The sequence below is a fragment of the Nitrososphaera viennensis EN76 genome, from assembly GCF_000698785.1.
GTDB lineage: Archaea > Thermoproteota > Nitrososphaeria > Nitrososphaerales > Nitrososphaeraceae > Nitrososphaera > Nitrososphaera viennensis.
On record NZ_CP007536.1, the window covers coordinates 715,995 to 740,915 of the forward strand.

The window sequence follows — 24,921 nt, forward strand, 5'->3', positions numbered from 1 at the left end:
ACAAACATGCCACTTGAAGCAGGCAGGACGCTCAAAATCATTGCCAACTGGTCATTTAGCAGAGCGCAGAGGCGAAAGCTTCCCCTGGCGGCCGTTTTTTCCATGACGCACTACTGCAACTTTATGTGCCCCATGTGCCCTTTTGGCGACCCGGACAAGGCCAGGCAGCTAAAGCTTGCGGCAGAGCACAACATGAGCACTGAACAGTGGAAGGGAGCAATGACCAAAGCCGCAAGGTATTGCATATGGTCGTTCATGGAAGGCGGCGAGCCGACTTCGCGGCAGGACTTCATCGAGCTCGTCCAGCACCTGAGAAACATCCACCTGCCGGTCACGGTGGTAACAAACGGCTCGCTCCTTCATAATTTCGATGTCGATGTCCTCCGGCAGAACGTTGATAAATTCTGCCTGAGCATCGACTCTACCTTCAAGGATTCTTACTGCAGAATAAGAGGAGTGCCGCCAGAAGTCCACGACAGGGTGATGAGCAATTTGCAGATGCTTGACGAGCACAACATCAACAGGTATGTAAATGCAGTCATTACAAAATGGAATGCAGACGAGTTCATAACTGGCGAGTATTTTGATCGCATCCACAAGGAATTCGGGATCGGCCTTGTGACGCCGACGCTGGTTGAAGACAGAGTGGGCGTCGCACACGAGACTTTGTCGCCAGACACGGAAACTATTCGCAAGGTCGCGCAGGGAATCCTGAGGTACAGGAGTACGCACGAAGCGCCGCGCATAGGAGTTCCTGCGCTGTACTGGAAACAAATAGTAGATTTTGGGAGACCCATGTTCAAGGAGTGCGGTGTATGGAAGGGCCTCACGGTGCTGGCTGACGGCTCTGTACGCGTCCCATGCTGGAAACTGGCGGTTCCAACTCAATCGTACAACATCCTTGAGCATGACATAGAGGAGATATGGAACATGCCAGAGTGGGAGAATCTGAAGGGGTGCCATGAATGCGAGCACCTTACGTGCATATGGCTGTCCTCCCAGAACATTGCGACTGGCCTGCAATGCATCCGGAACATCAGCTGACAATGTGCGTACCTATCTAGAGCACGCTTTCAAGCACGGACTCGTCGCCCACGATAGAGCCGTCCAGCGTTATCACCATGCACCGCTCGACTGCTTTGGCGTCCATTATGCGCGACGTTATTGGCGAAGTGGACTTGCGGTAGTATCCTCGTTCGCCCGAAGAGTACAGGTACCTGTTGAAACTTGGAACGACAACGATGTCGATGGCGCCCTGCTCTGAGGAAAAGAGCGTCTCTTTTTTTGCCTGGATTGATATCCATACCCGCTCGCCGTTTACCACGCTCCCCTTTTTGAGAAAGACTGGGTGGACGTGGCCCATGACAATCCTGCGCACGTGCGAGCGCGTACCGGAGGGCATGCTGTGGCCGTGCACGAAAAGCGTGTCGCCAATTACCATGCCCTTGCTTGCCGCAACGTTGACGCTGTCAGGGACGAGGTGCCTGATGTTTCCGTCGTGGTTTCCCGGCACGAGGTAAACGTCTGCCGCAGACGACAGGCTCTTGAAAAAGGCAGGCACGTCGTCCCATTCCTGCTTGCTGATTGCGCCCACGGTGTTTTTTATGTCGCCAAGGAGTATCAGGCCGTCAGCCTTTTCCTTTGACAGGAGCGACAACAATTCGTCCTGCATCTCGCGCATCAGGCTTGACTGCACCGTTATGCCCTTTGCGCCAAGCTCCGCCTCCAGCCCTATGTGCAGGTCTGATACCACCACATAGCGCTTGTCTTTGTCATCATCCTCTACAAGGAGCGCTGCATGCGGGTGGAGCGGGCGAACCTTCACGTCAGTGTTTTATATCTCGACTCGCACATAAACCACACTAGAGAGAAAGGGCATGTCGAGGATCGACACCGCGGTGGAATCAGGGAGCGTCAAGCTGCTCAGGTTTGCGCCAAGCGGCCGCAGGCTGTGGATCGTGGTGGGCAGGGACAGCGAGTACTGGACCGACCCCGAGCTTGGCTTTTGCTCCTGCAAGGACTTTTACTTTTCCTCGCTCACAAAGGGCGAGCCGTGCTACCACCTGAAAAGCGTGCACAAGGCAATGCTGGACGACAAGTTTGTGGCGTTTGAATTTTCAGACGACGAATACACCGCTTTTCTGCAGGCGCTTGCACAAGACAGCGCCAGCCAGCTCTTGCGCTAATCATTTATTACATCCAATCTCAGTTACCCGTGCTGTGCCTGCTGCAGCAACTGCAACGACAACCGTCATAGTGATAGGTTCCGGCGGGAGGGAGCACGCGCTCGGGTGGAAGCTTGCCCAGAGCCCCCGGGTGAAAAAGGTGTATTTTGCGCCTGGAAACGGCGGTACGTCTGAAAATATAGACATCAAGCAGAACGAGATTGACAAGCTGGTGGCGTTTGCAAAAAAGCAGGGCAGGGACCATTGCCTGACAGTCGTAGGTCCTGAAGAGTCGCTTTCGCTTGGCATCGCAGACGCCTTTGCAAATGAGGGCCTGCGCCTTTTTGGCCCCAAAAAGCAGGCCGCAATGCTTGAGACAAGCAAGGTGTTTGCCAAAGAGTTCATGCAAAAGGCAGGCATCCCCACTGCGGCTTTTGCGACGTTTTCCGACGCGCAAAAGGCCAAGGACTACATCTCTAAACAAAACAGGCCGCTCGTGGTCAAGGCAGACGGCCTTGCGGCAGGCAAGGGCGTCATTGTATGCGATAGCGCCCAGCAGGCGATGGAGGCAGTAGACAAGATAATGGTCGCAAAAGAGTTTGGAGCGGCAGCCGGCGGCAAGGTAGTAATCGAGGAGAGGCTGTCGGGCGAAGAAGCATCGTTCATCGCGCTGTGCGACGGCAAGACAATCATGCCGCTTGCGTCAAGCCAGGACCACAAGCGGGTCTTTGACGGCGACAAGGGCCCAAACACTGGAGGCATGGGCGCGTACTCGCCTGCGCCGGTGGTCGACAGCGCATTGCATGAAAAGATAGTCAAGCGCGTGATGGAGCCTGCGCTAAAAGAGATGAATGTAAGGGGCACGCCCTTTACCGGCTTTCTGTACGCAGGCATCATGGTCGACGAAAAGACGGGCGAGCCGTACGTGCTTGAATTCAACACGAGAATGGGCGACCCCGAGTGCCAGCCCATAATGATGCGCATGAAGTCAGACCTCTACGAGTACATCGACGCCGCTGTGGATGGCAGGCTCGCCTCGATGCCTGCGATAGAGTGGCACGACAAGACGGCCGTGTGCGTCATCATGGCTTCTCGCGGATATCCGGGCAGCTACAAGAAAGGAGAAGTCATAGAGGGCCTTGGCGACTTTGGACCGGACACGATGGTTTTCCACGCGGGAACTGCAAGGGACGCGCAGGGCAGGACAGTGACAAACGGCGGCAGGGTCCTCGGCGTCACGGCGGCAGGCAAGGACGCAAGGCACGCGATAGAAAACGCATACTCGGCAGTCAGGAAGATACGCTGGGGCGAAAACGGCCACTATTACAGGACCGACATTGCAAGGCGGGCACTTTAAAAGTACAGCAACCCGTTTTCGGTGGCAAGAGCGCCCAGCTTTCTGTCAAACCTACCGCGTGGAAGTTCATCCACTATCTGTATAGAGTAGGCAAGGCCCATGGAAAACGACGCCCCGCCCTCCGAGATGAAACGGTCGTAATAGCCCTTGCCGTAGCCTATCCTGCACCCCTTGCGGTCAAACGCCACGCCGGGGACAAGCAGCAGGTCTACGCGTTCAACAAGCCTCTTCTTTGGCGCCGGCTCCATTATGCCGAACTTGCCCGGGACAAGCTTGTCGGCCGGCTCGTACTCGTACAAGCGCATGTCGTTGCCCTCGGTCCTTGGAAGCGCCACCTTCTTGCCCTGCTCCTTTGCGATGCCTATCAGGAGGGCGGTGCGGACTTCGGAGCCCTTGGGATAGTATGCGCCCACCACCTGCGCCTTTTCAAACTCCTTGCTCTGGACGGCGCTTTCCTGTACCAGCACGCTCTGCTGCTCTATATCCAGGGGTGCAAGGGCGTCGCGCCTTGCAAGGGCCGCGCGGCGGATCCTTTGCTTTTCCTTGCGCGTGTCGTTCAGCCAGATGCCCCTCGCAAGACCGATGCCGCAGAGACGGTGTTTTTCATGAGCATCGCTATCGTCATAGGGCCCACGCCCCCGGGGACGGGCGTTATCCACGACGCCTTTTGCTTTACCGCTTCAAAGTCGGCGTCGCCGGCGAGCTTGCCGCTTATCCTGCTCGTCGCAACGTCAATGACGACTGCGCCTTCCTTGACCATGTCTGCGGTAAGGGTAAAGCGCTCCCGGTTTCCGACCGCGGTTATGATGATGTCGGCCTGCCTCAGGCGCGCGGCAAGTTCCTTGGTCCTTGAATGGCAGACGGTCACGGTGGCGTTGCGTTCAAGGAGCATGAACACGAGCGGCTTGCCCACCAGGTTGCTCCTGTTGATTATCACGGCGTCCTTGCCCTCAAGTGTTATCTTGTAATAGTCGAAAAGCTCCATCACGCCGGAAGGCGTGCATGGCTTTAGCAACGCCATGCCATTCTGGAGCATGCCGGCGCTGTACGGGGTCAGACCGTCGACGTCCTTTAGCGGGCTGATTGTGTTTATTATCGCAAACTCGTCAATGTGTTTTGGCAGGGGCAGCTGCACCAGTATGCCGTGCACCTCCGGGTCGTTGTTCAAGAGCTGCACAAGCTCCAGGAGCTCGTGCTGCTTGAAGGTTGCGGCAAGGCGATGGTCCCGGGTGGCGATGCCAAGCTCCTTTGCGGTCTTTTGCTTGCTGTTGACGTACGTAGCAGATGCAGGGTCGTCGCCTACGAGCACTGTTGCAAGGCACGGGGTGATCCCAGAAGCCTTTAGATCCTCGACTGCCTTTTTCACTCGTTCTTTGACGTCCTGAGCGACAGCAAGCCCGCTTATTATCTGCGCCACCAAGCAGAGACAGAGAAAAGGCCGGGCGCTATTTTGCTTTTCCGATTCTTTGCAAGAAAAATGACAAACTAAATTAATAAGATTTGCCAAGTTAAAGAGAGTCAATAATGAACGGCCAATTTTTCCAGAGGCGCTGGCTGGATTTCAGGAACGGCCACAGCACCTACCTCATCTTTGCCATGGCGTTTTTCCAGTTCGTAGTCATCACCTACACCCTTGCGATAGAGCGTTTTGACGTACTAAAGACAGTGTTCCCAAGCATGGGAACATGGGCGGTTGTATTTGTCATAGTGTACATACCGACTGCAGTTGCCATAGGCTATTGGCATCGAAAGAAGCAGTATGCGGTGGAAAACGAGGCGCTCCTCAAGGAGAACTGGGTATGGGCATGGATATCCATGTACCAGATCCGCCTTATAGAAGGCAAGGCGACGCCGGAAGAGACGCGTCAGGTCAAGGAATTCCTCGAAGCCATACTAAAGAGACAAAAGAAAGACACGCTCATGACCCACTATCTCGAGGACATCCTAAAGCGCCAGGCTCCCCCTCCTCCTTCTTCTTCCCCCTAGCGCTAGACGCCAAGCTTTCTCTTTATACGCGCAAACTGATAGTCGCGTATGTACTGCCTTATCTCGCGGTCGTGCATGCTGTCGTAGCCGGTGTCCTTTGGCTTGTACGACAAATAGTAGTAGAGCATGTATATCGCGCCAAGCCGGCCCGTCGGTTTTCCGCTTGCGAAGTACAGGAAGAACCTGCCCAGCGCAAAGAGCGGGTGGTATCCAAGCGTCCGCATGCTTGCGCCAAACTCGTAAAAGTGGTGGTTCTTGCCGAGTGGGCGTGTGTGCTCAAACCTAACGTCATTGAATACCTTGAAAGCATAGCCGTGTCGCGTCGCAGAGTAGAGAACAAGCGACTCGTAGCCCATCTTTTCAGGGTACAGGCCGTGGTGCCTGTCGAAAAACTCTGTCCTGACAAACCTGCCGCCGCCATGCGGGGCGATAGCGTCTTTGTCTTCATAGTTGCCCGACGCGATTGCTATCTTTTTATCCGCGTCCATGTGGCGCATCATTTTTTCAGCATAGTCGCGCTCGTAGACCGTGTCGTCAGTGCTTATCATGTGGTAATCTGCAGGAGGCAGGCGGTGATCCCGCGCGTACTGGATGGCCTTGTTCCAGTTGCTCACCACCCTTGCGATGTTGTAGCCGAGGTCAGGGTTCGTGATTACATGCAGGGAAGGCCAGCCCGACTGCAGCTGCCGCAGTATGTCGGCCGTCCGGTCCTTGGAGCCGTCGTCTATCACGATGACGTAAGATGGCGAGACTGTCTGGGCCTTAAGCGAAAGCAGCGCCTCCTCGATGTTGTTCTCAGAGTTTCTGCACGTCACTATAACAAAATACGAACTCAAGGCGCAGGAGATTATGCAATGTTTGAATAAATAAATTAATTCCTGTCTGCTAGAGCTTCTCGCTTCCCTTCATGGTCTTGCTGACAAAGAGCCGCCACCACACTTCAAGGGCAAGCAGAGCCAGCATCTTGTTGACATAGCGCACGTCCGGCTCTTCCTGCGCCAGTAGCTTTTCGGTCGTTTTTTGCACCCAGTCGCCGCTTATGATGCCGGCCCTGACCACCTCTGAATCCCCGCTGTTGTTGACGTACTGTTTTGTGATTTCTTGGTCCCTCTTTTTCCACAGCGAGATAGAGTTTGCGGAAAAGCCCTTCTTGACAGGTTCCATGTGTAGGCGCTCGCCCTTTAGTATGGCGCGCAAAGGCAGCTTGCCCGTGGCAGACTGGGGGTCATATTTTACCTGCCAGGGCAGGTGCGTGGCAAATTTTGTCATGCGGCCTGAAAGAAAGAGCGACTGGATCTTGATTCCAAACGCTTTTGAAAACGCCAAGTTGGCTGGCAGCCAGTCAAACAGCAGCTTGCCGTTCCAGTCTGCAAGAAACACCTGGTCAAGCGGTGCGAGTCTGCTGTTATTGAAATGATGCTTCAAGAGCCCGTAGATCCTGTCCCACGAGAACCTGACCTTTGGACCAAAGACCTTCTCCTGGTCCGGCACCCAGTCCCGCTCGTGGCACGACACGTAGAGCCTTGCCTTTTCCTTCCACCCGGCTTTTTCCGGCAAAAACGAGAGGTACTTTTGGTACCGAAATGTATAGCCGGCAAACAGCTCGTCGCCCCCGTCGCCGGAAAATATTGTCTTTTCCCTGCACGCCTCAAACGCGTACGCCTGGTACAGGTTCCACCGTGGCTCCCCTGCGATTTTTACAAGCCTCGGCAGGCCGATCAAGACGTCGTCCAGAACAAGCCCGCGAAAATCGCAGCCATATATTCCTGCAATATTTCGCGCCGCCGACACCTCGTCATCATCTTCTCCAAACCCCATGCTGACGCACGAGACGTTGATGTCAGGCCGGAATTTTCTCAGCATGGCAAGCGTGAGGACTGAATCCACGCCGCCGCTCAGGAGCACCGAGACGCGTTTTTCCCTGACGCGCGCAAGGTCGCCCTCGATGATTTTCAATGCCTGCGATTCCACGTTGTTGTTGTCGGCCTTGGCAGGCACAAAATCGGATGCGGCAAGCGGCCTTTTGGGCGGAGACCTGCGAGGGTTGTAACGCAGCGTGAGAATGTTTGCTATTGCGTCATAGTCTACAGCTGCAGGCACTGCCTGAGAATAGCACCATCCTTATTTATTTTAGTCAGTCAATCCTTGTCAAGCTCGACCTGTTCAAGGCGCGTCAGCGCCTGGACTATCTCCTTCTGCAGCTGCTCGATGCTCTTTTCCTCCGCCTTGAACTGCTTCTTTTCAGAGTCGTCGCGAACCTTTTCCGGTATGGGAATAACCTGCACGCGCTCTATCACCACCGGCGCCGAGCCGGCCTTTGACATCTCTGCAAGTTTCTGGTCAAGGGCAGAGATTTTGTTTTCAAGGAGTGACGCAAGGTTGTTGCGCATGTCGGCAAGTTCAGAGTATTCTGCCACCGGCTTTGTGGTTGCTATCCTTTCGTTGAGGGCGTCGAGGTCGTGCTTGTATTTCACAAGCAGGCGGTCGCGCTCAAGGCGGTCTATCCTGCCGTCCTGCGCGGCCTCGTAGACGCGGGTTATCGCCTCTGCGGCCAGCGTTTTTTCAAACACGAGAGAAGCAAGTTCCGCCTTGGCGTCGCTTGCAGTCCTCTTTTGCGGTTCCTCTTTCTTTGGCTTTTTCGCCTTTGCTGCTGCCACCCTGTCGATAAGGGCAGCTGAAATGGCGCCTGCCACAGAAGAGCCTGCAATGACGGCTAGCTCGCCGGACATTCCTACAAAAGTTAGCAGAGCTTACAGAAAAGCTTTGCTAGAGCACCTGGCGCTTTATCCAGGTGTATTTGCGCATCGTGGCTTCAGGGTAGCCGCACTTTGAACAGCGCTTGTGGCGCTTGTGGTACGAGTTGTGGCCGCACCTTCTGCAGCGTATGTGGGTCTTTTTGCGGGTAAAATTACCCATCGAAGTTGTGCCTTTCGTCACTTTCTTTCACGCACCCTCTCTCTACTTTGGAGGCGGAGATATGATGACCACGTTGTCGCCCCTCACGACAATAGTTCCGAGGTCATTGGACTTGCCCTCCTCAAGGATTTCCACAGAGTCTTCGAGCAACAGGTTCATGTGCTGGTCAAAGCCGTGGAGGTTTCCCCTGATGACCTTGCCACCTTTCAACTTGATAAGCACGACTTTTCCAAGGCTCTCGTCGAGAACCTTAACTGCCATATCAACGGACATGCGATTTACCTAGGGTAAGGCGCCTAAATGCCATATATTAAAATTCGCACGCGTTTAATCAGCAGCAAGTTCGGAAATCGTCCTGGCAAGGCCGGCTGTTATTTCCTTCAGCAGGCGCTGCCCAGTTTCAGCAGACGCCTTTTTCGGGTCTCCCCACACGCCATTGCCTGTCATTTTTACAAACGAGCCGGGCGAGTTTGCGATGCTTGCGTAGGCGGCCTTTGATTTCGTCGGCTTTATTGCGCCTGCCTGCGCCTTTTCCATCCTGACCAGCTCGGGCGCGATGGCAAGGACGAGCGACGTCTCGACCTCTCCGGCGTGGCCCAGCTCGTCATTTTTCATCTGGTGCCAGTAATGCAGCACATGAACAGAGACGTTGTCAGGAATTCTGCCGGCAAGGTCCTGGGCAATGTACTGCAGAGCGCCAATGTTGCCGTGGTGGCCGTTTATCACGACAACCTCCTTGACGCCGTGCCCGGCGAGGGCCGCGCATGCGTCGCACACCAGCGCTGACAGGGTAGAGTTGCGCAGCGACACGTGAAACATCGGGTCGTGCTCAAACGAGACTCCGTAGGCTATGGCAGGAAGCACCAGCGCGCCCACCTTTTGCGCGACCAGTTTTGAGACGTGCTCTGCGATGAGCGCGTCGGTGGACACCGGCAGGTGGGGGCCGTGCTGCTCCAGCGAGCCGACAGGGATTATCGCCCTTTTTGTCTTTTTGAGCGCGCTCCAGAACTGCGGGTCGCTCATGCCATAGACGGACATATGTATATTTAGGTAAAAGCACGGTGCCGGCGTTAAGAACTTGTCGTCGCCGTCGCCTTTCCCCGGGGCGACTTGTCGTGCACGAGGACCTTGCCCCAGTACACCTCAAGGCGGCCCTCAAGGTACAGCCTGACTGCCTCAAAGAGCGTCTCTGCCTCGAGCTCCTGGCCCTTTTTCTTTATGGTGTCAAGTGTGTCGCTGTCTGAGACCTTGAACGATTCCTGGCATATTATGGGGCCCTGGTCGAGGTCTTCGGTGACAAAATGCGCCGTGCACCCAACTATCTTGGCCCCCCTCTCGTACGCCTGGACGTACGCGTAGGCGCCGGGGAACGCAGGCAGGAGCGACGGGTGTATGTTGATTATGCGGTTTGGGTAGCGCCAGACAAAGTTTGGCGTGAGGATGCGCATATAGCGCGCAAGCACTATCAGGTCGACATTGTACTTTTCAATGAGGTCGAGGATGTTTCGCTCCGCCTCGGCCTGGTCGGCGTGGGATACAGAGTGGAACGGGATTCCTGCCTCGTCGGCAACCGGCTTGAGCGAAGGCTCGCTTCCAATCACGACTGCAAGGTTGGCCTTTATCTCGCCCTTTTTGCGGCCGGCGAGTATCCTCTTTATGCAGTGCGGCTCTTTGCTGACAAGGATCGCCACGTTTCTCAGCCTGTCCGGTTCCTGGTAGTGGACTTTTATCTCCATCTGGAGCTTCTTGGCAAGGTCCTTGAGGCCGGCGTCGAGATCCTTCCTCTTTGCCTGCACAAACGACGCCTCCAGCTGCATGCCAAACAGGCCGCGCACCACGTTCTGGTTTATCTTCTCGATGTTGCCGCCGTTCTGGAAGATAAAGTTGGTAATGTCGGCCACGACCCCTTTGCGGTCCTTGCCCACGACGGTGACTTCGATTATCGTCTTGCTTGCTGCAGCAGCGGCAACCATCCAAGACAGATAGCGCCTTGGCATGATAAATAAATCTTACATATATAATGACAAGGGCAAGCTCGTACAGGTGAACAAACAGGCGCTTTTTACCCTACACGAGGTGAGATTCTACTGTAGTGTGTGTGCATGCGTGTATGTGCGTAGACATGATAGAGGTTGATAATGATAGCATCCACAGGTCGCTGCTGGATGCGGGATACAGGCCGCGCACAATGGTCAGCGACATGGTGCATGACGCCATAACCAGAGCGTTTGAGCTTCTTGGAGAGTCGTGCGCCGGCCTCCTCATCAACCACCTCTCGGCAATGCACAGGCTCCCAAGGCACATAGTTTTGACGAGGTATGACCTCATATCGAGGGCAATAAGCCAGACGTTTGGATACGGATCAGAGGTGTTCATGCACGAGATCAGGGCAAACCTGCTGAGGAGCCTTCCGCACCTGGACAATTCTCTCACCACCGCAGAGATAATCCACCTGACCCACAAGATCGAGGCGCTCCGGTTCGTCCGCAACCTCCGGGACGGATATGCGGTCTTTGTCCACAGCAGCTACAAAAGCAAGCAGGAGATACTTGGCTCGTTTTTCCAGCCTGTAAACGCCGGCAGGCTCGTGAATACAACCACTACCACTACAGCATCAGCAGGCGGTTTTGGTTCAATAATCAAGTATGACGGCGACGGCAACATAACTGCAGGCGGCAGGACCTATTGCAATCTGACATCCTGCAAGCATCAATATCATTATTATCCACCGCCATCATCATCGAAAGACCATGCAGCACAGGGCCGCCACGTGCGCAGGAGGGCCGGCGGTGTGAATGGAAGGAACAGATCTTTTCTTTGCTCCTACAGCATGGATGAAGCCAGCCGGGACTTTGCGAACGTGGTGCTTGCCCACGACCACGTCATAACTGACCAGCCCTATATCGTATATTCCAAGATAGGATATGCATGCACTCCCCGCACACGGCAGCAGCCATAAAAACAGCAGGGTGCTTGATGCAAGCGCCGTCTCAAAGGATGAAGATGAGGAGGAGGGCGACCTGCAGGTTTCATCGCCCTGTCTGCGCACAGGAATGCATGCTCATGCACAGGGATCTGCGGGGTCAGAGTTGAGCTAATAATAATGGCCCACCCGTCCAGTGAAAAGGAAGGGACTGCAGAAATCTACTACAAGCTCAAGGCGCTTGGAGTAAATGTTAGAGCCGTGCGAAATATGAACCTGTCGTTACATCAACTGGAGGATTTCCACTACAGGTTGCATGCCTTGTAGAAAAACACCGCAAGCTGTTTGGCAAGAGTTAGTTTGTTAATATTGATAGCTGTTGATTTTGCCGTCGGTTGCAAGACAACACTCTCGATACATCAACCTTAAATAACGGTAGGGGGAATTGAGCCTGTTGTACGTTGAGGCTTGCGTAAAGGCAAGTGCTTTTGAGGTTCCCTAGCTAATGCATTTTCCACCCGCCAAAACCCCAAAACTTTGAGCAGATATGAGGCCACCACAGAAACCCCAAAAGCAGCAACCGCCAAAGAGCTCAAGAAAAGACTATGACTATAACAAGCCGATAGGCAAGTGCGTCGTCTGCTATACCCTTTCCGGCTGGCACTGCTACGAGTGCGGAAACGACTTTTGCCAGGCCCACTACCACGAGCACAAGGACCGCAACCAGTGCAAGCCGAACTAAAAGTATATTATTTTCCACGGATGATTGTGCGTGCGCATACATACACATGCACATGTTGCGATATACCTCTGAATTCTGCGAGTCGGTGGCCAAGATCCACCAAAACATCGCAATTGCGGCATGGCTTGAGAAAGGCAAGGCCATAGCCTGGTACGTGGCTCCCGAGATCCCGATACCGGCTGAGGACAAGCAGGTGTCGATGGGCATACAGGCCGAGCTGATAAAGCCCATCCTAAAGACCAACGAGGACTATTTTGGCAAGAACCGCTACATGATGCTCAGTCAGGAAAATGCCGACATGTTTATGTTCCCCACGGACGACCCGGACCACCTGCTCACGCGGGTAGTCGCCAGACCGTACGACCACAACGAGCTGGCTGAGAAAGTGATGGCCAGACTGGCCTAGTGCGCGCTACTGCGCCAAGGGGAGCGTAAAGTAGAACGTCGCGCCACCACTGCCAACTATGTTGTTTCAGCCCACATGGCGCCGCCATGCGCCTCCACGATGCGTCTGCAGTGCGGCCTGGGAACCGCAGCAGTAGCAGCAAAGGCTACCTCCTGTCATCGCCTTCTCTTTCTTCTCCTTCTTCGTCCTTTTCAAAGTCCAGCTTGTCTTCGATCTTTTTCTGGAGCTCCTTGTAGGTCTCGTATTTCTTGGTCCACTTTGACAGTATGAACCACTGCCTTATGCCAAGCACCAGCCACACCAGCACGACTACAGTTATCAGTACGCGCACCGCGTCAAACGCAGGGCTAAAGGTCGGCGGGCCGGGTGGGCCAGGCGGGCCACCATCACCGCCGACGCCGCCGTTGTGCCACCACCATCCTCCCCCTCCGCCTCCAAATGGAGGCCCGAATGTGGCAAATATGACGACGATTGACACGGGCACTATCACCATGATGGTGACAATCATCAGGATGAACATCTTTTTGGTCTTGTTTATCTGGTAGATTATCTCGTCCATTATCCGAAATGGGCTGTCGCGAGATTCATCATTGCCCGACGGTGCTGTCACGAGCTACATGCCCCCGTTGCGTTATAAAAAATGCTGGTAACAAAGTTACCTGTCAGCATCATCATAGTCATCGTTGTCATCATCATTATCATTGTAGCTTGCCGCTCTCCCTTGGAAACAGAGCCTCGTAGGGCTCCAGTATCTCATTCAGTATCGCCCTGCCTTTTTCTGACAGCTTGTATTTTATTATCGTCTTGTTGCCCCACAGTTCCTCGAACCTCGTCAGCAGGCCCTTTTCAACCATGTCGTCGATTATCACCTTGTGCTTGACGTTGTTAAGCCCGCAGTAGCTCATCAGCTTGCTCTGGTTGAGCTCGCCGTATTCTGACAGTTTCAGCATGATGTCTTTGCGAATGTAAATCCTGTCGCGGTATTCGTGGACCAATTTAACCAGGTTTTCCAAGCTTGGCGGCTGTCAGTACAGGATCAACGGGGTTAGCAAATTTGTTGCTGTCAGCAGGAAGAAGCGGCATGACCATTAGTAGCACCATAGTCCAATCTTACTAAAAGGGCTTTTTGGCGGAAGTAGATTAAGGGTATGGTAACTAAGTTACGTGACTTTGGTTGACAACCGTTAAAATAATTCCTGTGCTTGTTTGTGCATGGCAAAGAACGCAAGACTTGTAATTGCAAAGATACTGGCGGCGGCAACGCTTGCCTTGGTTCTGCCTTTTTTTGCAGGCGGCGTGCCGACGCTGCAGGCATGGTTGCTTGAGAACGGGTTTGGACCGGCGCTGCAGGCTGGGCTTCCGCCGGTGCTACAGCAATCGTTTGCACAGGTGTTTGGCTTGAGCGCGATAGTTCTGGCGACCACAGCGTTTGTCGTGTCGCTGGGGCAGAGGTCATTTCTGGTGGCAGGGTTGCTGGCTGCAAGTGGAGTGATCTTCATGATACCGGCGATAATGGCTACAGGGTACTTTGCAGTCATCGTGTTTCCGGGCCCAATAATCGGAGTGATTCTGGGGCTTGGCATATTCGGGCTTGGCATCGCAAAGAGCGTAAGGACCGCAATGGCTACGCCGCTGGCAACCGCGCTGAGGTGAAATGATCAAGTGTCAAGAATCAACGGTCAAGAATCAACGCCAGCCGCCACGTGCCTGCGCCGGTGGACAGGGTGTGGGAGGTCGTCTCAGACGTTGACAGCGAGCCCAGGTACTACCCCGGCCTCAACTCTGTCAGGAACATCAGCAGGAACGGCAACGTGATCGAAAGGGAGGTGACAGTCGGCTTTAGGGACTCGCGCGGAAAGCAGACCGTGATGCTGAACCCCAAGAGGTCGGTAGAGGTGATCATGAAGGAAGGCGTCATGACAGGCACGAGGACAGTCACGCTGACCCCCCTTGACGGTGGCACAAGGATCGACATTTCCTGGGACATAGAGGTGCCCGGCGTCCCTGCGCTGTTCAGGGGCAACGTGAAAAACCGCATTGCAAAAGGAACCGAGGAGGCGCTAGACAGGATTGCCAGAGCAGCTCAGTAGTGGTAGCCTGGCGGCGCAGTCGCGCAGGCACGCAGCAGCTGGCCTGGCGATTCACATGGTCGGATTTGCGCTTGGATTCACGTCGATCGGGCTGGTCGTAGGCAGAGTCATCGACATGGAATCGGGCCTTGCCGTGCTGACTCCTTTTGCAGACCTGCTGTACGGCCTTGGACTTGTCGTCATAGTGGCAGTCGCAGCCAGAGCCGGCGTCCCGATGAAGTATTTGCTTGTAGCAGGGGCAGTGATTGGAGTAGGCCTCTTTTTCAAGTCAGCACCGCACGAGATCCACATTGCTTCCGGCATTGGGTTCGGGCTTGCACACAATGGCCATATCGTAATAGGAACTATTCTGATAACCATCTCTGCAGTGGCGCCTGCAGTACTGGCGTTTGTCCACATCAGATCTGGATGGCAGAGAGCGCAGGAGAGGCAGGAGTCGTAACAGCAACTCTAGGGTGATTTAGGATACATGTCGACAACAACAGGATCGAAATTTCCACACAGAAAAGACGGACAGGAACACTACCTAAACATATGGCCCGGAGTCGGGCACTCCGCGCTGGTCATGATCCCTGTAACGCCGGAAATCCAGGCGCAGCTCGATGCTATGACGGTCTATCTGCGAGAAGCGCTGACGGACAGTAATAATGAGGAAGACTTCAGCGAGGCCAGATAACATGAGTGGGAACCAAGACTCAAACCGCATCAGGCGAATCGTAGGCTGGGGCATGATAGGATTGATAGCCGCAATAGGAATAGCTATTGTTCTATCATTCTACCTTGCACCCCGGCCGCCAGGAGCCTTCTATTTCTTCCCGTTTCATTTTGGCTGGCTGGGCGGCATCTTCTTGATATTCATAGTCTTTTGGATAGCAAGGTGGCTGCTCTGGCCTTGGAGGGGAGGAAGAGGCTACTATTACGCGTACCCATACCAGCAAAGGGCGGACGCCGTGTCAATTGTCAGGGAGAGGTATGCGAAAGGCGAGATCACAAAAGAGCAGTTTGAGCAGATGCTGCGCGACTTGCGGCAGCAGGAGGACTGAAGACATTGGCATACGCTGCAGACGGCATAAACGTACGAGGCGCAGAGTGCATGAGCGTCGCGCTTGGCAGAAACAGCAGTAACAAAGGATTTGGAGGCGCCGCAGGCATTGCAAAGGTGCTTGGCAGGCGGTGGGCGCTTTTGATCCTTGAAAACCTGAGTGGCAGAGAAGCGGCGCGTTTTGACGACTTAAAGCGCGCCCTTGGAGGAATCAGCAGCACGGTGCTGTCAGAGCGCCTGAAGGAGCTGGAATGCAATAGCCTGATAGTCAAAAAGAGCTACAAGGGAAGGCCGCCGAGGATAGAATACAGGCTTTCAGACGGCACAAAAGAGCTTGAAGCCATCATGGATGAAATCGGCAGGTGGCAGGCGAGGTGGAAGAAAAAGAATAAGCCGCCGGCAGGAGACGCGATGAAAAGGCAATCGCTTTAAAGAGTTTCGGACCGGAAAAAATTTCTTGTGAAACTCATTTTAGATTTGGATCGATAACTATAACGGGTAAACAAACAGCATATGAGGATACTGCATCTTTCCCACGACGGCCTGCCGGATTGGCGGGTCGAAAAAGCGGCGCTGGCCTCATCAAAGCAAGGCTACGAGGTATTTTTTGCAGGGAAAAAAGTCGCCGGCGGATATGACACGTCAAAAATATTCAATCAGGCGTACGAGATAAACTGGACGGCAAAGGCGCTCTATGGAATACCGTATTACTGGCATTCGGTAAGGAGCCAGCTTGCCAGGATACTCAAGCAGGTCAGGCCAGACGTGGTGCACGCCCACAACCTCTTTTCGGCAAAGCTCGCCCAAGACCTTGGAGAGCATTTCGTCTACGACGACCACGAATCCTGGTCAAAGCATTCCCTCCTTCTGGGCGAAATGGAAGAAAAAGCAACAGCGGCGCAGCAGCAACAACAATACATCAGCAGCGCAAACGGCAGCGGCAGCAGTGGCAGTAGCCTGGTACATTCCATCAGGTCCATGGCTGCGCGGACCAAGAGGACCGCGGTAAACCGCCATGCGACTAGTTTGTGGACAAAATGGGAGAAGGATGTCCTGGGCTCGTCGGCAGCGACCATCACCGTCTCAAACAGGATCGCAAGAGAACTCAGGCTGGCCTCCGGGAATAATAATAATGCAAGGGTTGTCGTTGTCCCGAATTACCCGACGAGGCAGGAGACCAGCGGCCTGGACAGGCCAAGATACCTTGACAGGCTGTCCTCCGTCTACTCGGGAAGCGACGGCCAGAGCAACGGCGCCAAACTGCCCAACCGCAACATGGACGGCCTCTACGACCTGTTTGATTCCAACGACAACAACAGCAATACAGGAAGGCTGACAATACTCGGCTGGCAGCAAGACGCCGATCCTTCCTCAAGGGTGAGATTCTCAGGGTTCCTCTCCAGAAAAGAGATGTTCAAGGAAATGTCAAACCATTCGATTGGGCTGCTGCCCTGGAAGCGGCACTGGTCCCATTACTTTGTCAATCCAAACAAGGTCTACGAATACGCCCACGCGGGCCTCCACGTGATGTGCACCTCTTCCTTTGAAACGGTGATAGAGACGCTGCAAGGAAACTGCTCGACATTTGATAACTACGAGGACCTGGCATCGCAGCTGGAATACTACAATGAAAACATGGACGAGCTTTACGAAAAGAGGGCCAGGACGTTTGAATTTGCGCACAGCAACCTGGTATGGGAGAATTTCGAGCCCGAGATACTCAGGTCCTACCAATTGACTGGCTGAGGGGAAAATGAGGATGATGACGATGACGATAATGATGATGATGCTTGGCAGCAACCAAGGTTGTAGAAAAAAATGCTGAACATACTGCACATCTGGGACCAGGCGGGCGTGGCCTGCGTCCTGGCGAAATACCAGAGAAGGATGCAAGGGTGCCAGTCAAAAGTCATCATAACAAGCAACGCGGACAAATTCGGGATTTACGACTTTTACAGCAGCAGTAATAACAACAACAATAATGATGATAATGACAATATTGCAGACGTTGTTGCCAGCCCCCAGGATTTTGTCGGAACGTGCCTGAAAAGGGCGGAAAAAGCGGATGTGATTCATGTCCACAGCAGGGCTGATATGGTTCCCATCCTGCGCAAAAGATTCGGCGACTCAAAAGTAATCGTGCTCCACTACCACGGCACAGACATCAGAGGATTAAGGAAATACAGCCTCCCGCACAGGTCGATTGCCTCCGACATTGCCATCATGGCAATCTACACGGCAAGAAGGATAAAGAACCGGAGCACAAATCCGCAAGCCCAAAAAATGGCAGACCGGGTTGTCGTGGCGACTCCCGACCTTCTAGAGCTTGCGCCTCCGATGTCGGTGTACGTCCCAAATCCGGTGGACGTGGATCACTTTCGGCCAATCCGGAAAAACCCTGCTGCAGGCGAAAGGACAGGCCAAAGTGACGATGAGGATAATAATAGTAGTACTAAAGCATTGACATTCAACACCGAGACTGCCGATTTGCAACTGGTCATGCAGCATTTCGAAAAAAGCAGGCTGCCCTACGAATTAGAAGTGTACGACAGGACCAAGAACCCGATAAGGTACGGGGACATGCCGGCCTTTCTTGGAAAATACAGGGCGTACGTGGACATAAGGTACGTAAACGGCAAGGTCCTGCAAAACCAGAGCAAGACCGCGCTTGAAGCTCTTGCCTGCGGCTTGAAGGTAATAGACTACAGGGCAAACGTCCACACCCGCCTGCCGCCAGAACACGACCCGCTTGGCATCGCGTCGAGGCTTGTCGGCATGTATCACAACTTGCTCGAAAACAAGGGCGCAAGGAGGCTCCAACTATGAAGAATTCAGAAACAAGGGGGTACTGGGAAGAGAGGCTTGCAAAGAATTTCGACCTGTCCGGCGTGGGCTTTTCCACCCTTGGAAAAAAGTACAACGAATGGATGTACAGGATCCGCAGGCATGTTTTGCTCAAGACGCTAGGAAAGCTGGACTACCATCACTTTGGCGACAACAACACGACAAAGATTCTGGACATCGGGGTCGGGACGGGCTTTTACATCGACTTTTGGAAGAAATGGTGCCAGGGCAAGGCGGCAGTAGCAGCAGTAGACGGAGTGGACATCACAAACGTAGCAGTTGAAAGGATGAAAAAGAAGTATCACGATTCGCAGTTTTATGTCGCGGACATTGGCGAGAACAACGTGCTTGAAATGTTTGGCAAAAAAAGGTACGACGTCATATCTGCCTTTGACGTGCTTTTCCACATCACCAACGACGAAAAGTACAGGCGGGCGATACAGAACATCTACGCCCTCCTGGAGCCGGCGGGGATCTTTGTCCTGTCGGAAAACTTTGTGCATTCCAACTTGAGAGCAAATTTTCAGGTGAACAGGTCAAAAGGGCACATCGAGAGACTGCTTTCAGATACAGGGTTTCAGATAATCGAGCGGACTCCCATGTTCGTACTGATGAACGCCCCCGTCAATTCAGATTCAAGGGTGAGAAAGTACTGCTGGAGGTCGCTTACAAGGCTTGTCAGCCGGGGCGAATCTGCAGGATTTGTCATGGGCGCCGCTGTCTATCCGGTGGAGCGCCTGCTCCTGTCAGTGACTGACAAGGGGCCGTCAACCGAGCTCATCATTTGCAAAAAAGCATAAGTAGGACACAAGAAAGAGATAGAAGGAGAGCTTTTCTCCCATGGCCAAGTCCCTGTTTAGTTTTCCTCGATCTTGCTTTCGAGCAGAGACACGATCCTGTCCCTGACTATTGCAGAGGCTTTGCCCTGTCCAAAGACGGCTCTGGGCTTTTTCCCGACAGGCGCCCATTTCTGGACCGCCTCGATTATCGCCTGCGCGTCGCTGCTGCCCACAAGTTTGTTCCACCCCAGGTCGACTGTTTCGACCCATTCAGTGTTCCGGCGGGTGGTGATGCAGGGAACCTTCAGGAGAAAGGCTTCCTTCTGGACGCCGCCTGAATCGGTGACTATCTTGCTTGCGTTGCGCGCCAGCTTGACAAAGTCGACGTACCCAAGAGGCTTTATCATTCTCAGGTTTTTGCAACGCGAGAGGGCAGGGAGGTGGCGGCTGTCTTTGATGGCCTTTAGAGTCCGCGGGTGTATTGGAAACACTATTGTCGTGTCCTTGAGCGCCTTTATCGCCTTGATTATGGTCGCCAGGTTGTGCGGCGATGCAGTAGTGTTTTCCACCCGGTGGATTGTCAGGAGGACGTACGACTTTGGTTCCAGGGACAGCCTGTCAAGGACGTCTGACTTTGCTCCTGCCCGGACTGCTTCGTCGACGATTTCCACGGACAGGTCGCCGCTGTAGACTATATCGCCCTGAACGGATTCTTTGCGCAGGTTGCCGACTGCCGTACGCGTCGACGCAAACAAATAGTTGCTTATGTGATCCGTCAGGACCCTGTTTGTTTCTTCAGGCATCCGCCTGTCAAAGCTCCTCAGCCCCGATTCGACATGGGCCAGCCTTGTTTTGGACCCGACAGCGGCCAATGCCCCTGCCAGCGTAGAGTTGGTGTCCCCATAGACCATCACCAGATCAAAACCTGAGCGCAAGAGCACTTTTTCGATCCTCTTTATCATCTCTCCCGTCTGGTATCCCGGGGTGCCGGACCCCACCTTCAGGTTGATGTCCGGCTTTGGGAGCTTGAACTCTTTGAAAAATATCTCGGACATTTCAAAGTCGTAATGCTGGCCGGTGTGGATTATCGTGTGCTCGATTTCAGGATTTCTGGCAAGCGCCTTGTGGACTGGCGCAAGCTTGATAAAATTGGGCCGGGCCCCTACTACAGATGCTATTTTCAATTTCTTTCAGGAACAAGGTAGCCAGAAGCAGTATTATTGTTATTTGTCACCGAGTTGCTCAGAATAGCAGAGGGCTTGCAGAGTGATAACCCCTTTACCACCTCTACACAATAAAAAATAAAGCAGAAAGCCAGTAAAATTACCGGCGGGTCCCGGCTTGAACCCCTATCTTAAACTGAAGGACGTCTTGAATAAAGAGAAAAGGATGATATTCCATCCGAGGTTTTCGCTCGTCTTCATACCCTTGTTCTTTATGGCCAAGTTGATCGACGGGGTGGCCAAGGCGCAGCACATGCCAGCACCGCTCGGATGGGTGGGAGAGGATGCCCTGGTTCTTTACTATGCAGTATATGGTACGCTCAGTGGCCTCCATGTCATTGAATGGCTTGGCGTAGTGAGCCTGTTTGCCGTTGCCATCCACTACCTGTACGTCACCCGAAGGAGGATGCCACTCAAGATAAAGAAGGAAATATGGCACGCCACGTTCAAGGCGATATCTGCCTACCTGTTCGACATGATGTTCATAATCTCCGTATTCTTCAGCGCGTCTCTGAATCTGTTGAACGTTCTTGCCGCCCCACCTGATTGGTTCTCGACTGTGGTCCAGCTATATGGCACGGGAATGCTGGTCTTCAGCATACTCTTTACACGGATAAAACGCAAGATAGGTTTGGAGGTAAACGACCCTACAACATCTGCGCTGGATCCTATAGAGATTGTAGAAACCTTGTTTACAAGATTTAGAAGCTTGATTAAAAGAAGTTCTCCTTCCCCAGAGTGGAAGAAAAGGCGGCTCTTGCCCTGTCTTGTCAACAAGTCAACCAGCTGAATAAATAATGTCTCCATGCCATTGAAACAACGTGTCCTAGTATGGAAGGGTTGCGCCCCACTTCCAGAGCGCCTTCCAATGAGAGCCACCGTCCTTTACCGGCTCCACCTCAGAGATGCAATGCCTCTGATTATCGTCGATAGTATAGTAGGCAGGACAGGAAAAAGATATGGACGCCTTGCCATAGTCTAACGCTGCTTTGTTTGAAGAAGCGATGCCAAACTGGTAAAAATGCGCCACTCCAGACGGCGGATTGAACAAAACTGCCAAGGGCGAAATGTCCTTGAAATCTCCGATATTGAAATAGGGATTCTCGATGTCAGGCAATTGAAATGAGCTGAAAACGGACCATCTATCGTCAGCGGCTGTTTTGTAATACCACCTTGCAAATCTTTCGTCGCTATCGATCTCCATCGCAAGGGCGACGCGCCGGGATTCTGATTGCAGCGGTACAATGCCTTTGTGAATTTCCTGCTGCCACGGCATTGCGGAGCATGCAACATTTTGATCGCATACTCCCCATGCCCGGGCAACCAGGTACCTGTTTCCGTTGCTTCCAAATAGAATGTCTGCCCTGTAGCCGTAATCAAGTCCGTCTTTGCAGCAGTTAGGAGATTGGGCTCCCATTCCTGCAAGCACAGGACTTCCATTCTGCAAAATGCTCTGGTTCAAGTCCGCAAAATCAACCTCTATTTCCACCCGTTTGGTTGGGAAATGCTCATGCGTATAGATCAGGCCGCTGTAGTAGGTTGGCAAGTTCCACGAGACATTCTCTGTCTGATGCCCGCTGCTGCCTGTTTTTTCTAAATCCATAGGGACATCCAGGAACGGATGGGACGCGGAAATGAAAAAGCCTGTTATTATCACGACGCATGCCATCGCGGCGGCCTTTTTCTTTGTTCCATAGGCATTGTGATTCTGTTGTTTGGCAAGCAAGTCATGAGCATATTTTCTGGCCAATATTGTTGTCGCGGTCCCGATTACGATAACGACCAGAGGAACCAGCACGCTGCCACTGGTCCGGAATGAATAAAACAATGCAATCAGCACCGGGCCGCTTGCCATGCCTATACACACAGAAGATAGCAGCGCCTTTCTAATGTCAAATAGCGACGCGACTATTCCGGAGAGGGCAAATGGCACAGTCGCGGCATAGATCAAAAGCGGGATGCCAACCGCGTATTCTTGACTAGTGTTGTACAAGATTGCATAAGGGTAATAAGCCAAGAAAAGGCAGGTTGTGTTCGAAAATACGAATCCTGCTATGGATCTTGATCTGACATGGTTCTTGTTGTTTGCAAAGTCTGCTTTCTTCTTTAGCACTAATCCAACCAGCATTCCGGTTGATACAGTTACAAAAAGCAGGGCCCATAGCGTCAGCCAGCCCATGTTACCCGGACCAGAATCATAGCACTGCCTATGATCGCAAAATTGAAACAAGAGCAAAATCAATATCGACAGAGCTGACGCCGACAAAATCAGCCGAAGCAATATACCGCGAAAAGTTGACGAAAGCATTGCCAGAATGGTGCCAAGACACAACTCGCTTATCAGAAAGAACCACAGCCTTGCGCCCGAGAATGTAAAAAACGTCCCGTCACCTTTGACGTACAGGCTAAAAGTATATGCTTCAAAGAGAAAGGGTGCGAGGACAAGACAAGAGATCGTTGAGGCAGGCAGAATCAGGCGCAAAGGCGGCAAAATAGGATATCATAATACTGGCATCCTCTGGATAAATTGTTTATTGTAATGCCGGCACAGTCAAGACAATTGCATGATCCGATGATGTTGCAGTGCGCGTTATGGAAACTCTTTTCAAAATGTTTGAATCTTAATGTGTCTAGAGACAAAGCCATGAGAGAAAATGCGTCGCATGCGCCTGGCCCGCTCTCAGGAAAAGTCGGCAGGATGTGGTGAGCGAAATTGCCAGAAGGCAAGAACAAAGGTCAAAGAGCACGGGTCTTCCAAGGAGGCGGCGCGCTTGGTGCCTACGAAGCCGGCACCTACCAACAGATCTATAAAAAAGTCAGCCAGGAAAACGCGGACGGCAGGCTGTTTGATATTATCACAGGTACTTCTATAGGGGCCATAAATTCCACGGTCTTGGTAGGACACTATCTCAGGAACAACAGCTGGAAAGGCTCTGCAGAGAAAATCTTGGAATTCTGGAAAGGACTTATGTGCACCACTATTGCGGATGATCTGTTCGGCAGGAACCCGTTTATCCGCAACTCATGGGACTATTTACACGCGACCAATTCCGGCATAGCCGATACAGAAAGTGCCAGAAGGTTCTGGTCGATTTTCGAGTTTGCCTTCACCCCACGCGGGGTACCAAACATGTATGAATCTGTCCCAACATGGGGCTCCAAGTTCCTCAACCCGTTTACGGATTTCTTGCCGTGGTGGCGGTACGACTATAGGCAATTGAGGAGCTATCTTTCAAAGTTCGTCGATTTCCCCATAAAAACAAGTCTTGAAAAAGGACAGCCAAGATTGCTTCTCACCAGCGTTGACATTCAGGATTATGCGACACCGGTGGTATTTGACAGCTATGAAAAACTGCATGACGCTTCCGTTAATGATGATGTTACCATTGACACAGCAAAAGAGGGAAAAAGTAAAAACAGCAGATGGTTTTCAGAATACGGAAATTCGGAAAACAGACACATTGTATTTTACGATGGAATCGGCCCAGATCAGGTGCTCGCAAGCGCTCTCGGCAAGTATGCTCTGGACCATCCTCAAATTGAGGATAAAGCAACTGGAACGGTACGGCAATTGTGGGACGGTGGATACCTAAGCAATACCCCGTTGCGTGAACTCTTGACAGCCCATAAAAATTACTGGATGGAATATTTGCGAAAGAACCGTGGAGGCAGCCAAAAATCATTTACGCGGGCCCCAGAGCTTGAAGTGTACATCGTCAACCTGCATCCTCTGGCACCAAAGGATATTCCACAGGACAAGGATCTTATTGATGACAGAGAGAGAGTGATATTCTATTTCACGATAGGACTACGTACGATGAATACGTTGCGTATGTCATGACAGACTATATCGACATGGCTAATGCCCTTGTCGAGCTTGCAAGATCAAAGGGCTTTTCAAAAAACGTTGAAGAGATTCTGGAAAGAGAAGCAAAAACCATTTCAAGGGTCGGCGAATACAGATTTACTACGTATAGGGACCTTTTGTATGGAAAGCCGCGCATATCGAAAGTCTGGCGGATAGACAGGCTAGAGAGCTCCGGCGCAACATTTGGCAAGGTCACGGACTTTACTCCCTCTTCCATCAGAAGGCTGATCCAATCTGGCGAGATCGATGCCAGGATTTCACTTGATAGAATGGAGGTCATCTTTGCCATAGAAGACCTGATTTCTGACGGCATCATGTCGATAGAAGAGGGCGACGAGATAATAAGAGAGGCAAGGGAATTCTTGACAACCGAGCAATTGTTATACAGAAAAAGAAAGGAAGAAGTGATAGAGGCTTACAACAGATTTGTCAAGATAATAGAATCCAAAGTCAAGTCGCCTGAGCGCAAAGAGATGTTGATCAGCCCTGGAAGAGATATTATCGCCATAGTTTCAGAAGCAGACGATGCCAGGCGTGCGAGCAACCATGATGATGAATCAATCGGCAGACTTGTTTGAAT

General features: G+C 52.8%; 34 protein-coding genes. 20 read left to right on the top strand and 14 right to left on the bottom strand.

The window, feature by feature from the left end; all coding sequences use genetic code 11:
- The first annotated feature begins 6 nt into the window (after positions 1 to 6).
- Complete coding sequence (locus NVIE_RS04215; protein WP_075054169.1) at positions 7 to 1,044, top strand: radical SAM/SPASM domain-containing protein; 1,038 nt, start codon at positions 7 to 9, stop codon at positions 1,042 to 1,044.
- Between the two features lie 16 nt (positions 1,045 to 1,060).
- Here the strand turns inward: NVIE_RS04215 and NVIE_RS04220 are convergent, their stop codons facing one another.
- On the bottom strand, positions 1,061 to 1,825 hold the full coding sequence (locus NVIE_RS04220; protein WP_075054170.1) for a metallophosphoesterase: 765 nt from the start codon (positions 1,823 to 1,825) through the stop codon (positions 1,061 to 1,063).
- 52 nt (positions 1,826 to 1,877) lie between these two features.
- Between NVIE_RS04220 and NVIE_RS04225 the strand changes: the two genes are divergently transcribed.
- Both NVIE_RS04225 and purD read left to right on the top strand, forming a co-directional pair.
- Positions 1,878 to 2,186, top strand: a complete 309-nt coding sequence (locus NVIE_RS04225) for a hypothetical protein (protein WP_075054171.1) — start codon at positions 1,878 to 1,880, stop codon at positions 2,184 to 2,186.
- 34 nt (positions 2,187 to 2,220) lie between these two features.
- Complete coding sequence (gene purD / locus NVIE_RS04230; protein ID WP_075054172.1) at positions 2,221 to 3,522, top strand: phosphoribosylamine--glycine ligase; 1,302 nt, start codon at positions 2,221 to 2,223, stop codon at positions 3,520 to 3,522.
- Here purD and NVIE_RS04235 read toward each other — a convergent pair.
- Positions 3,519 to 4,181: a 5-formyltetrahydrofolate cyclo-ligase gene (locus NVIE_RS04235; protein ID WP_075054173.1), complete on the bottom strand. Its 663-nt coding sequence runs from the start codon at positions 4,179 to 4,181 to the stop codon at positions 3,519 to 3,521. The genes purD and NVIE_RS04235 overlap by 4 nt on opposite strands.
- A complete protein-coding gene (locus NVIE_RS04240) occupies positions 4,079 to 4,942 on the bottom strand; it encodes a bifunctional 5,10-methylenetetrahydrofolate dehydrogenase/5,10-methenyltetrahydrofolate cyclohydrolase (protein WP_075054174.1) in 864 nt (287 codons plus the stop codon). Before NVIE_RS04240 ends, NVIE_RS04235 begins: the two co-directional genes overlap by 103 nt.
- 104 nt (positions 4,943 to 5,046) lie before the next feature.
- On the opposite strand from NVIE_RS04240, the gene NVIE_RS04245 reads away from it, so the two are divergent.
- Positions 5,047 to 5,508, top strand: a complete 462-nt coding sequence (locus tag NVIE_RS04245; RefSeq protein ID WP_075054175.1) for a hypothetical protein — start codon at positions 5,047 to 5,049, stop codon at positions 5,506 to 5,508.
- A 2-nt stretch (positions 5,509 to 5,510) separates the two neighbouring features.
- On the opposite strand, the gene NVIE_RS04250 is transcribed toward NVIE_RS04245, so the two are convergent.
- Genes NVIE_RS04250 through NVIE_RS04280 form a run of 7 tightly spaced genes read right to left on the bottom strand, consistent with a single transcriptional unit; the run spans position 5,511 to position 10,397 of the window.
- Entirely contained in the window at positions 5,511 to 6,344 is an 834-nt protein-coding gene (locus NVIE_RS04250) for a glycosyltransferase family A protein (RefSeq protein WP_075054176.1), read from the bottom strand.
- A 49-nt stretch (positions 6,345 to 6,393) separates the two neighbouring features.
- Positions 6,394 to 7,608, bottom strand: a complete 1,215-nt coding sequence (locus tag NVIE_RS04255) for an asparagine synthase C-terminal domain-containing protein (protein ID WP_075054177.1) — start codon at positions 7,606 to 7,608, stop codon at positions 6,394 to 6,396.
- 38 nt (positions 7,609 to 7,646) lie between these two features.
- Positions 7,647 to 8,237, bottom strand: coding sequence for a hypothetical protein (locus tag NVIE_RS04260; RefSeq protein WP_075054178.1), 591 nt, complete (start codon positions 8,235 to 8,237; stop codon positions 7,647 to 7,649).
- 37 nt (positions 8,238 to 8,274) lie between these two features.
- Positions 8,275 to 8,445: a 50S ribosomal protein L37e gene (locus NVIE_RS04265; protein ID WP_075054179.1), complete on the bottom strand. Its 171-nt coding sequence runs from the start codon at positions 8,443 to 8,445 to the stop codon at positions 8,275 to 8,277.
- Positions 8,446 to 8,466: 21 nt separating this feature from the next.
- Complete coding sequence (locus NVIE_RS04270) at positions 8,467 to 8,697, bottom strand: LSM domain-containing protein (protein WP_015019730.1); 231 nt, start codon at positions 8,695 to 8,697, stop codon at positions 8,467 to 8,469.
- A gap of 54 nt (positions 8,698 to 8,751) precedes the next feature.
- A complete protein-coding gene (locus tag NVIE_RS04275) occupies positions 8,752 to 9,462 on the bottom strand; it encodes a creatininase family protein (protein ID WP_084790614.1) in 711 nt (236 codons plus the stop codon).
- A gap of 32 nt (positions 9,463 to 9,494) precedes the next feature.
- Positions 9,495 to 10,397, bottom strand: coding sequence for a formyltetrahydrofolate deformylase (locus tag NVIE_RS04280; RefSeq protein ID WP_075054180.1), 903 nt, complete (start codon positions 10,395 to 10,397; stop codon positions 9,495 to 9,497).
- A 149-nt stretch (positions 10,398 to 10,546) separates the two neighbouring features.
- Here NVIE_RS04280 and NVIE_RS04285 point away from each other — a divergent pair, with 149 nt between their 5' ends.
- From NVIE_RS04285 to NVIE_RS04295, 4 genes are all read left to right on the top strand, one after another.
- Positions 10,547 to 11,383: a hypothetical protein gene (locus NVIE_RS04285; protein ID WP_144239483.1), complete on the top strand. Its 837-nt coding sequence runs from the start codon at positions 10,547 to 10,549 to the stop codon at positions 11,381 to 11,383.
- 144 nt (positions 11,384 to 11,527) lie between these two features.
- On the top strand, positions 11,528 to 11,674 hold the full coding sequence (locus tag NVIE_RS15260; protein WP_158435085.1) for a hypothetical protein: 147 nt from the start codon (positions 11,528 to 11,530) through the stop codon (positions 11,672 to 11,674).
- A gap of 220 nt (positions 11,675 to 11,894) precedes the next feature.
- A complete protein-coding gene (locus NVIE_RS04290) occupies positions 11,895 to 12,089 on the top strand; it encodes a hypothetical protein (RefSeq protein WP_075054182.1) in 195 nt (64 codons plus the stop codon).
- A gap of 46 nt (positions 12,090 to 12,135) precedes the next feature.
- Positions 12,136 to 12,495: a hypothetical protein gene (locus NVIE_RS04295; protein ID WP_075054183.1), complete on the top strand. Its 360-nt coding sequence runs from the start codon at positions 12,136 to 12,138 to the stop codon at positions 12,493 to 12,495.
- 145 nt (positions 12,496 to 12,640) lie between these two features.
- Here the strand turns inward: NVIE_RS04295 and NVIE_RS04300 are convergent, their stop codons facing one another.
- Complete coding sequence (locus tag NVIE_RS04300; protein ID WP_144239484.1) at positions 12,641 to 13,105, bottom strand: hypothetical protein; 465 nt, start codon at positions 13,103 to 13,105, stop codon at positions 12,641 to 12,643.
- An 88-nt stretch (positions 13,106 to 13,193) separates the two neighbouring features.
- Positions 13,194 to 13,445, bottom strand: coding sequence for a hypothetical protein (locus tag NVIE_RS04305; protein ID WP_084790886.1), 252 nt, complete (start codon positions 13,443 to 13,445; stop codon positions 13,194 to 13,196).
- A 262-nt stretch (positions 13,446 to 13,707) separates the two neighbouring features.
- Between NVIE_RS04305 and NVIE_RS04310 the strand changes: the two genes are divergently transcribed.
- From NVIE_RS04310 to NVIE_RS04350, 9 genes are all read left to right on the top strand, one after another.
- A complete protein-coding gene (locus tag NVIE_RS04310) occupies positions 13,708 to 14,148 on the top strand; it encodes a hypothetical protein (protein WP_075054185.1) in 441 nt (146 codons plus the stop codon).
- A 50-nt stretch (positions 14,149 to 14,198) separates the two neighbouring features.
- Complete coding sequence (locus NVIE_RS04315) at positions 14,199 to 14,585, top strand: type II toxin-antitoxin system RatA family toxin (protein WP_258914164.1); 387 nt, start codon at positions 14,199 to 14,201, stop codon at positions 14,583 to 14,585.
- On the top strand, positions 14,566 to 15,027 hold the full coding sequence (locus NVIE_RS04320; protein ID WP_144239485.1) for a hypothetical protein: 462 nt from the start codon (positions 14,566 to 14,568) through the stop codon (positions 15,025 to 15,027). The genes NVIE_RS04315 and NVIE_RS04320 overlap by 20 nt, the downstream gene beginning before the upstream one ends.
- 27 nt (positions 15,028 to 15,054) lie before the next feature.
- Complete coding sequence (locus NVIE_RS04325) at positions 15,055 to 15,261, top strand: hypothetical protein (protein ID WP_075054188.1); 207 nt, start codon at positions 15,055 to 15,057, stop codon at positions 15,259 to 15,261.
- Between the two features lies 1 nt (position 15,262).
- Entirely contained in the window at positions 15,263 to 15,628 is a 366-nt protein-coding gene (locus NVIE_RS04330; protein ID WP_075054189.1) for an SHOCT domain-containing protein, read from the top strand.
- A gap of 5 nt (positions 15,629 to 15,633) precedes the next feature.
- A complete protein-coding gene (locus tag NVIE_RS04335; RefSeq protein WP_144239486.1) occupies positions 15,634 to 16,059 on the top strand; it encodes a winged helix-turn-helix transcriptional regulator in 426 nt (141 codons plus the stop codon).
- Positions 16,060 to 16,140: 81 nt separating this feature from the next.
- Positions 16,141 to 17,373 (top strand): glycosyltransferase, encoded by a 1,233-nt coding sequence (locus NVIE_RS04340; protein WP_075054190.1) that lies wholly within the window; start codon positions 16,141 to 16,143, stop codon positions 17,371 to 17,373.
- A gap of 72 nt (positions 17,374 to 17,445) precedes the next feature.
- A complete protein-coding gene (locus tag NVIE_RS04345; RefSeq protein WP_075054191.1) occupies positions 17,446 to 18,453 on the top strand; it encodes a glycosyltransferase family protein in 1,008 nt (335 codons plus the stop codon).
- Complete coding sequence (locus NVIE_RS04350) at positions 18,450 to 19,271, top strand: class I SAM-dependent DNA methyltransferase (RefSeq protein WP_075054192.1); 822 nt, start codon at positions 18,450 to 18,452, stop codon at positions 19,269 to 19,271. Before NVIE_RS04345 ends, NVIE_RS04350 begins: the two co-directional genes overlap by 4 nt.
- Positions 19,272 to 19,327: 56 nt before the next feature.
- Here NVIE_RS04350 and wecB read toward each other — a convergent pair whose 3' ends face one another.
- Positions 19,328 to 20,434, bottom strand: coding sequence for a non-hydrolyzing UDP-N-acetylglucosamine 2-epimerase (wecB, locus tag NVIE_RS04355; RefSeq protein ID WP_075054193.1), 1,107 nt, complete (start codon positions 20,432 to 20,434; stop codon positions 19,328 to 19,330).
- 157 nt (positions 20,435 to 20,591) lie between these two features.
- Here wecB and NVIE_RS04360 point away from each other — a divergent pair, with 157 nt between their 5' ends.
- Entirely contained in the window at positions 20,592 to 21,263 is a 672-nt protein-coding gene (locus tag NVIE_RS04360) for a hypothetical protein (protein WP_075054194.1), read from the top strand.
- A gap of 36 nt (positions 21,264 to 21,299) precedes the next feature.
- Here the strand turns inward: NVIE_RS04360 and NVIE_RS04365 are convergent, their stop codons facing one another.
- Complete coding sequence (locus NVIE_RS04365) at positions 21,300 to 22,466, bottom strand: hypothetical protein (protein ID WP_144239487.1); 1,167 nt, start codon at positions 22,464 to 22,466, stop codon at positions 21,300 to 21,302.
- Positions 22,467 to 23,186: 720 nt separating this feature from the next.
- Here NVIE_RS04365 and NVIE_RS04370 point away from each other — a divergent pair.
- Positions 23,187 to 24,314 carry a patatin-like phospholipase family protein gene (locus NVIE_RS04370; RefSeq protein WP_075054196.1) on the top strand — a complete coding sequence of 376 codons (1,128 nt, stop codon included), beginning with the start codon at positions 23,187 to 23,189 and terminating at the stop codon, positions 24,312 to 24,314.
- Positions 24,311 to 24,919, top strand: coding sequence for a hypothetical protein (locus NVIE_RS04375; protein WP_075054197.1), 609 nt, complete (start codon positions 24,311 to 24,313; stop codon positions 24,917 to 24,919). The genes NVIE_RS04370 and NVIE_RS04375 overlap by 4 nt, the downstream gene beginning before the upstream one ends.
- Positions 24,920 to 24,921: the final 2 nt, after the last annotated feature.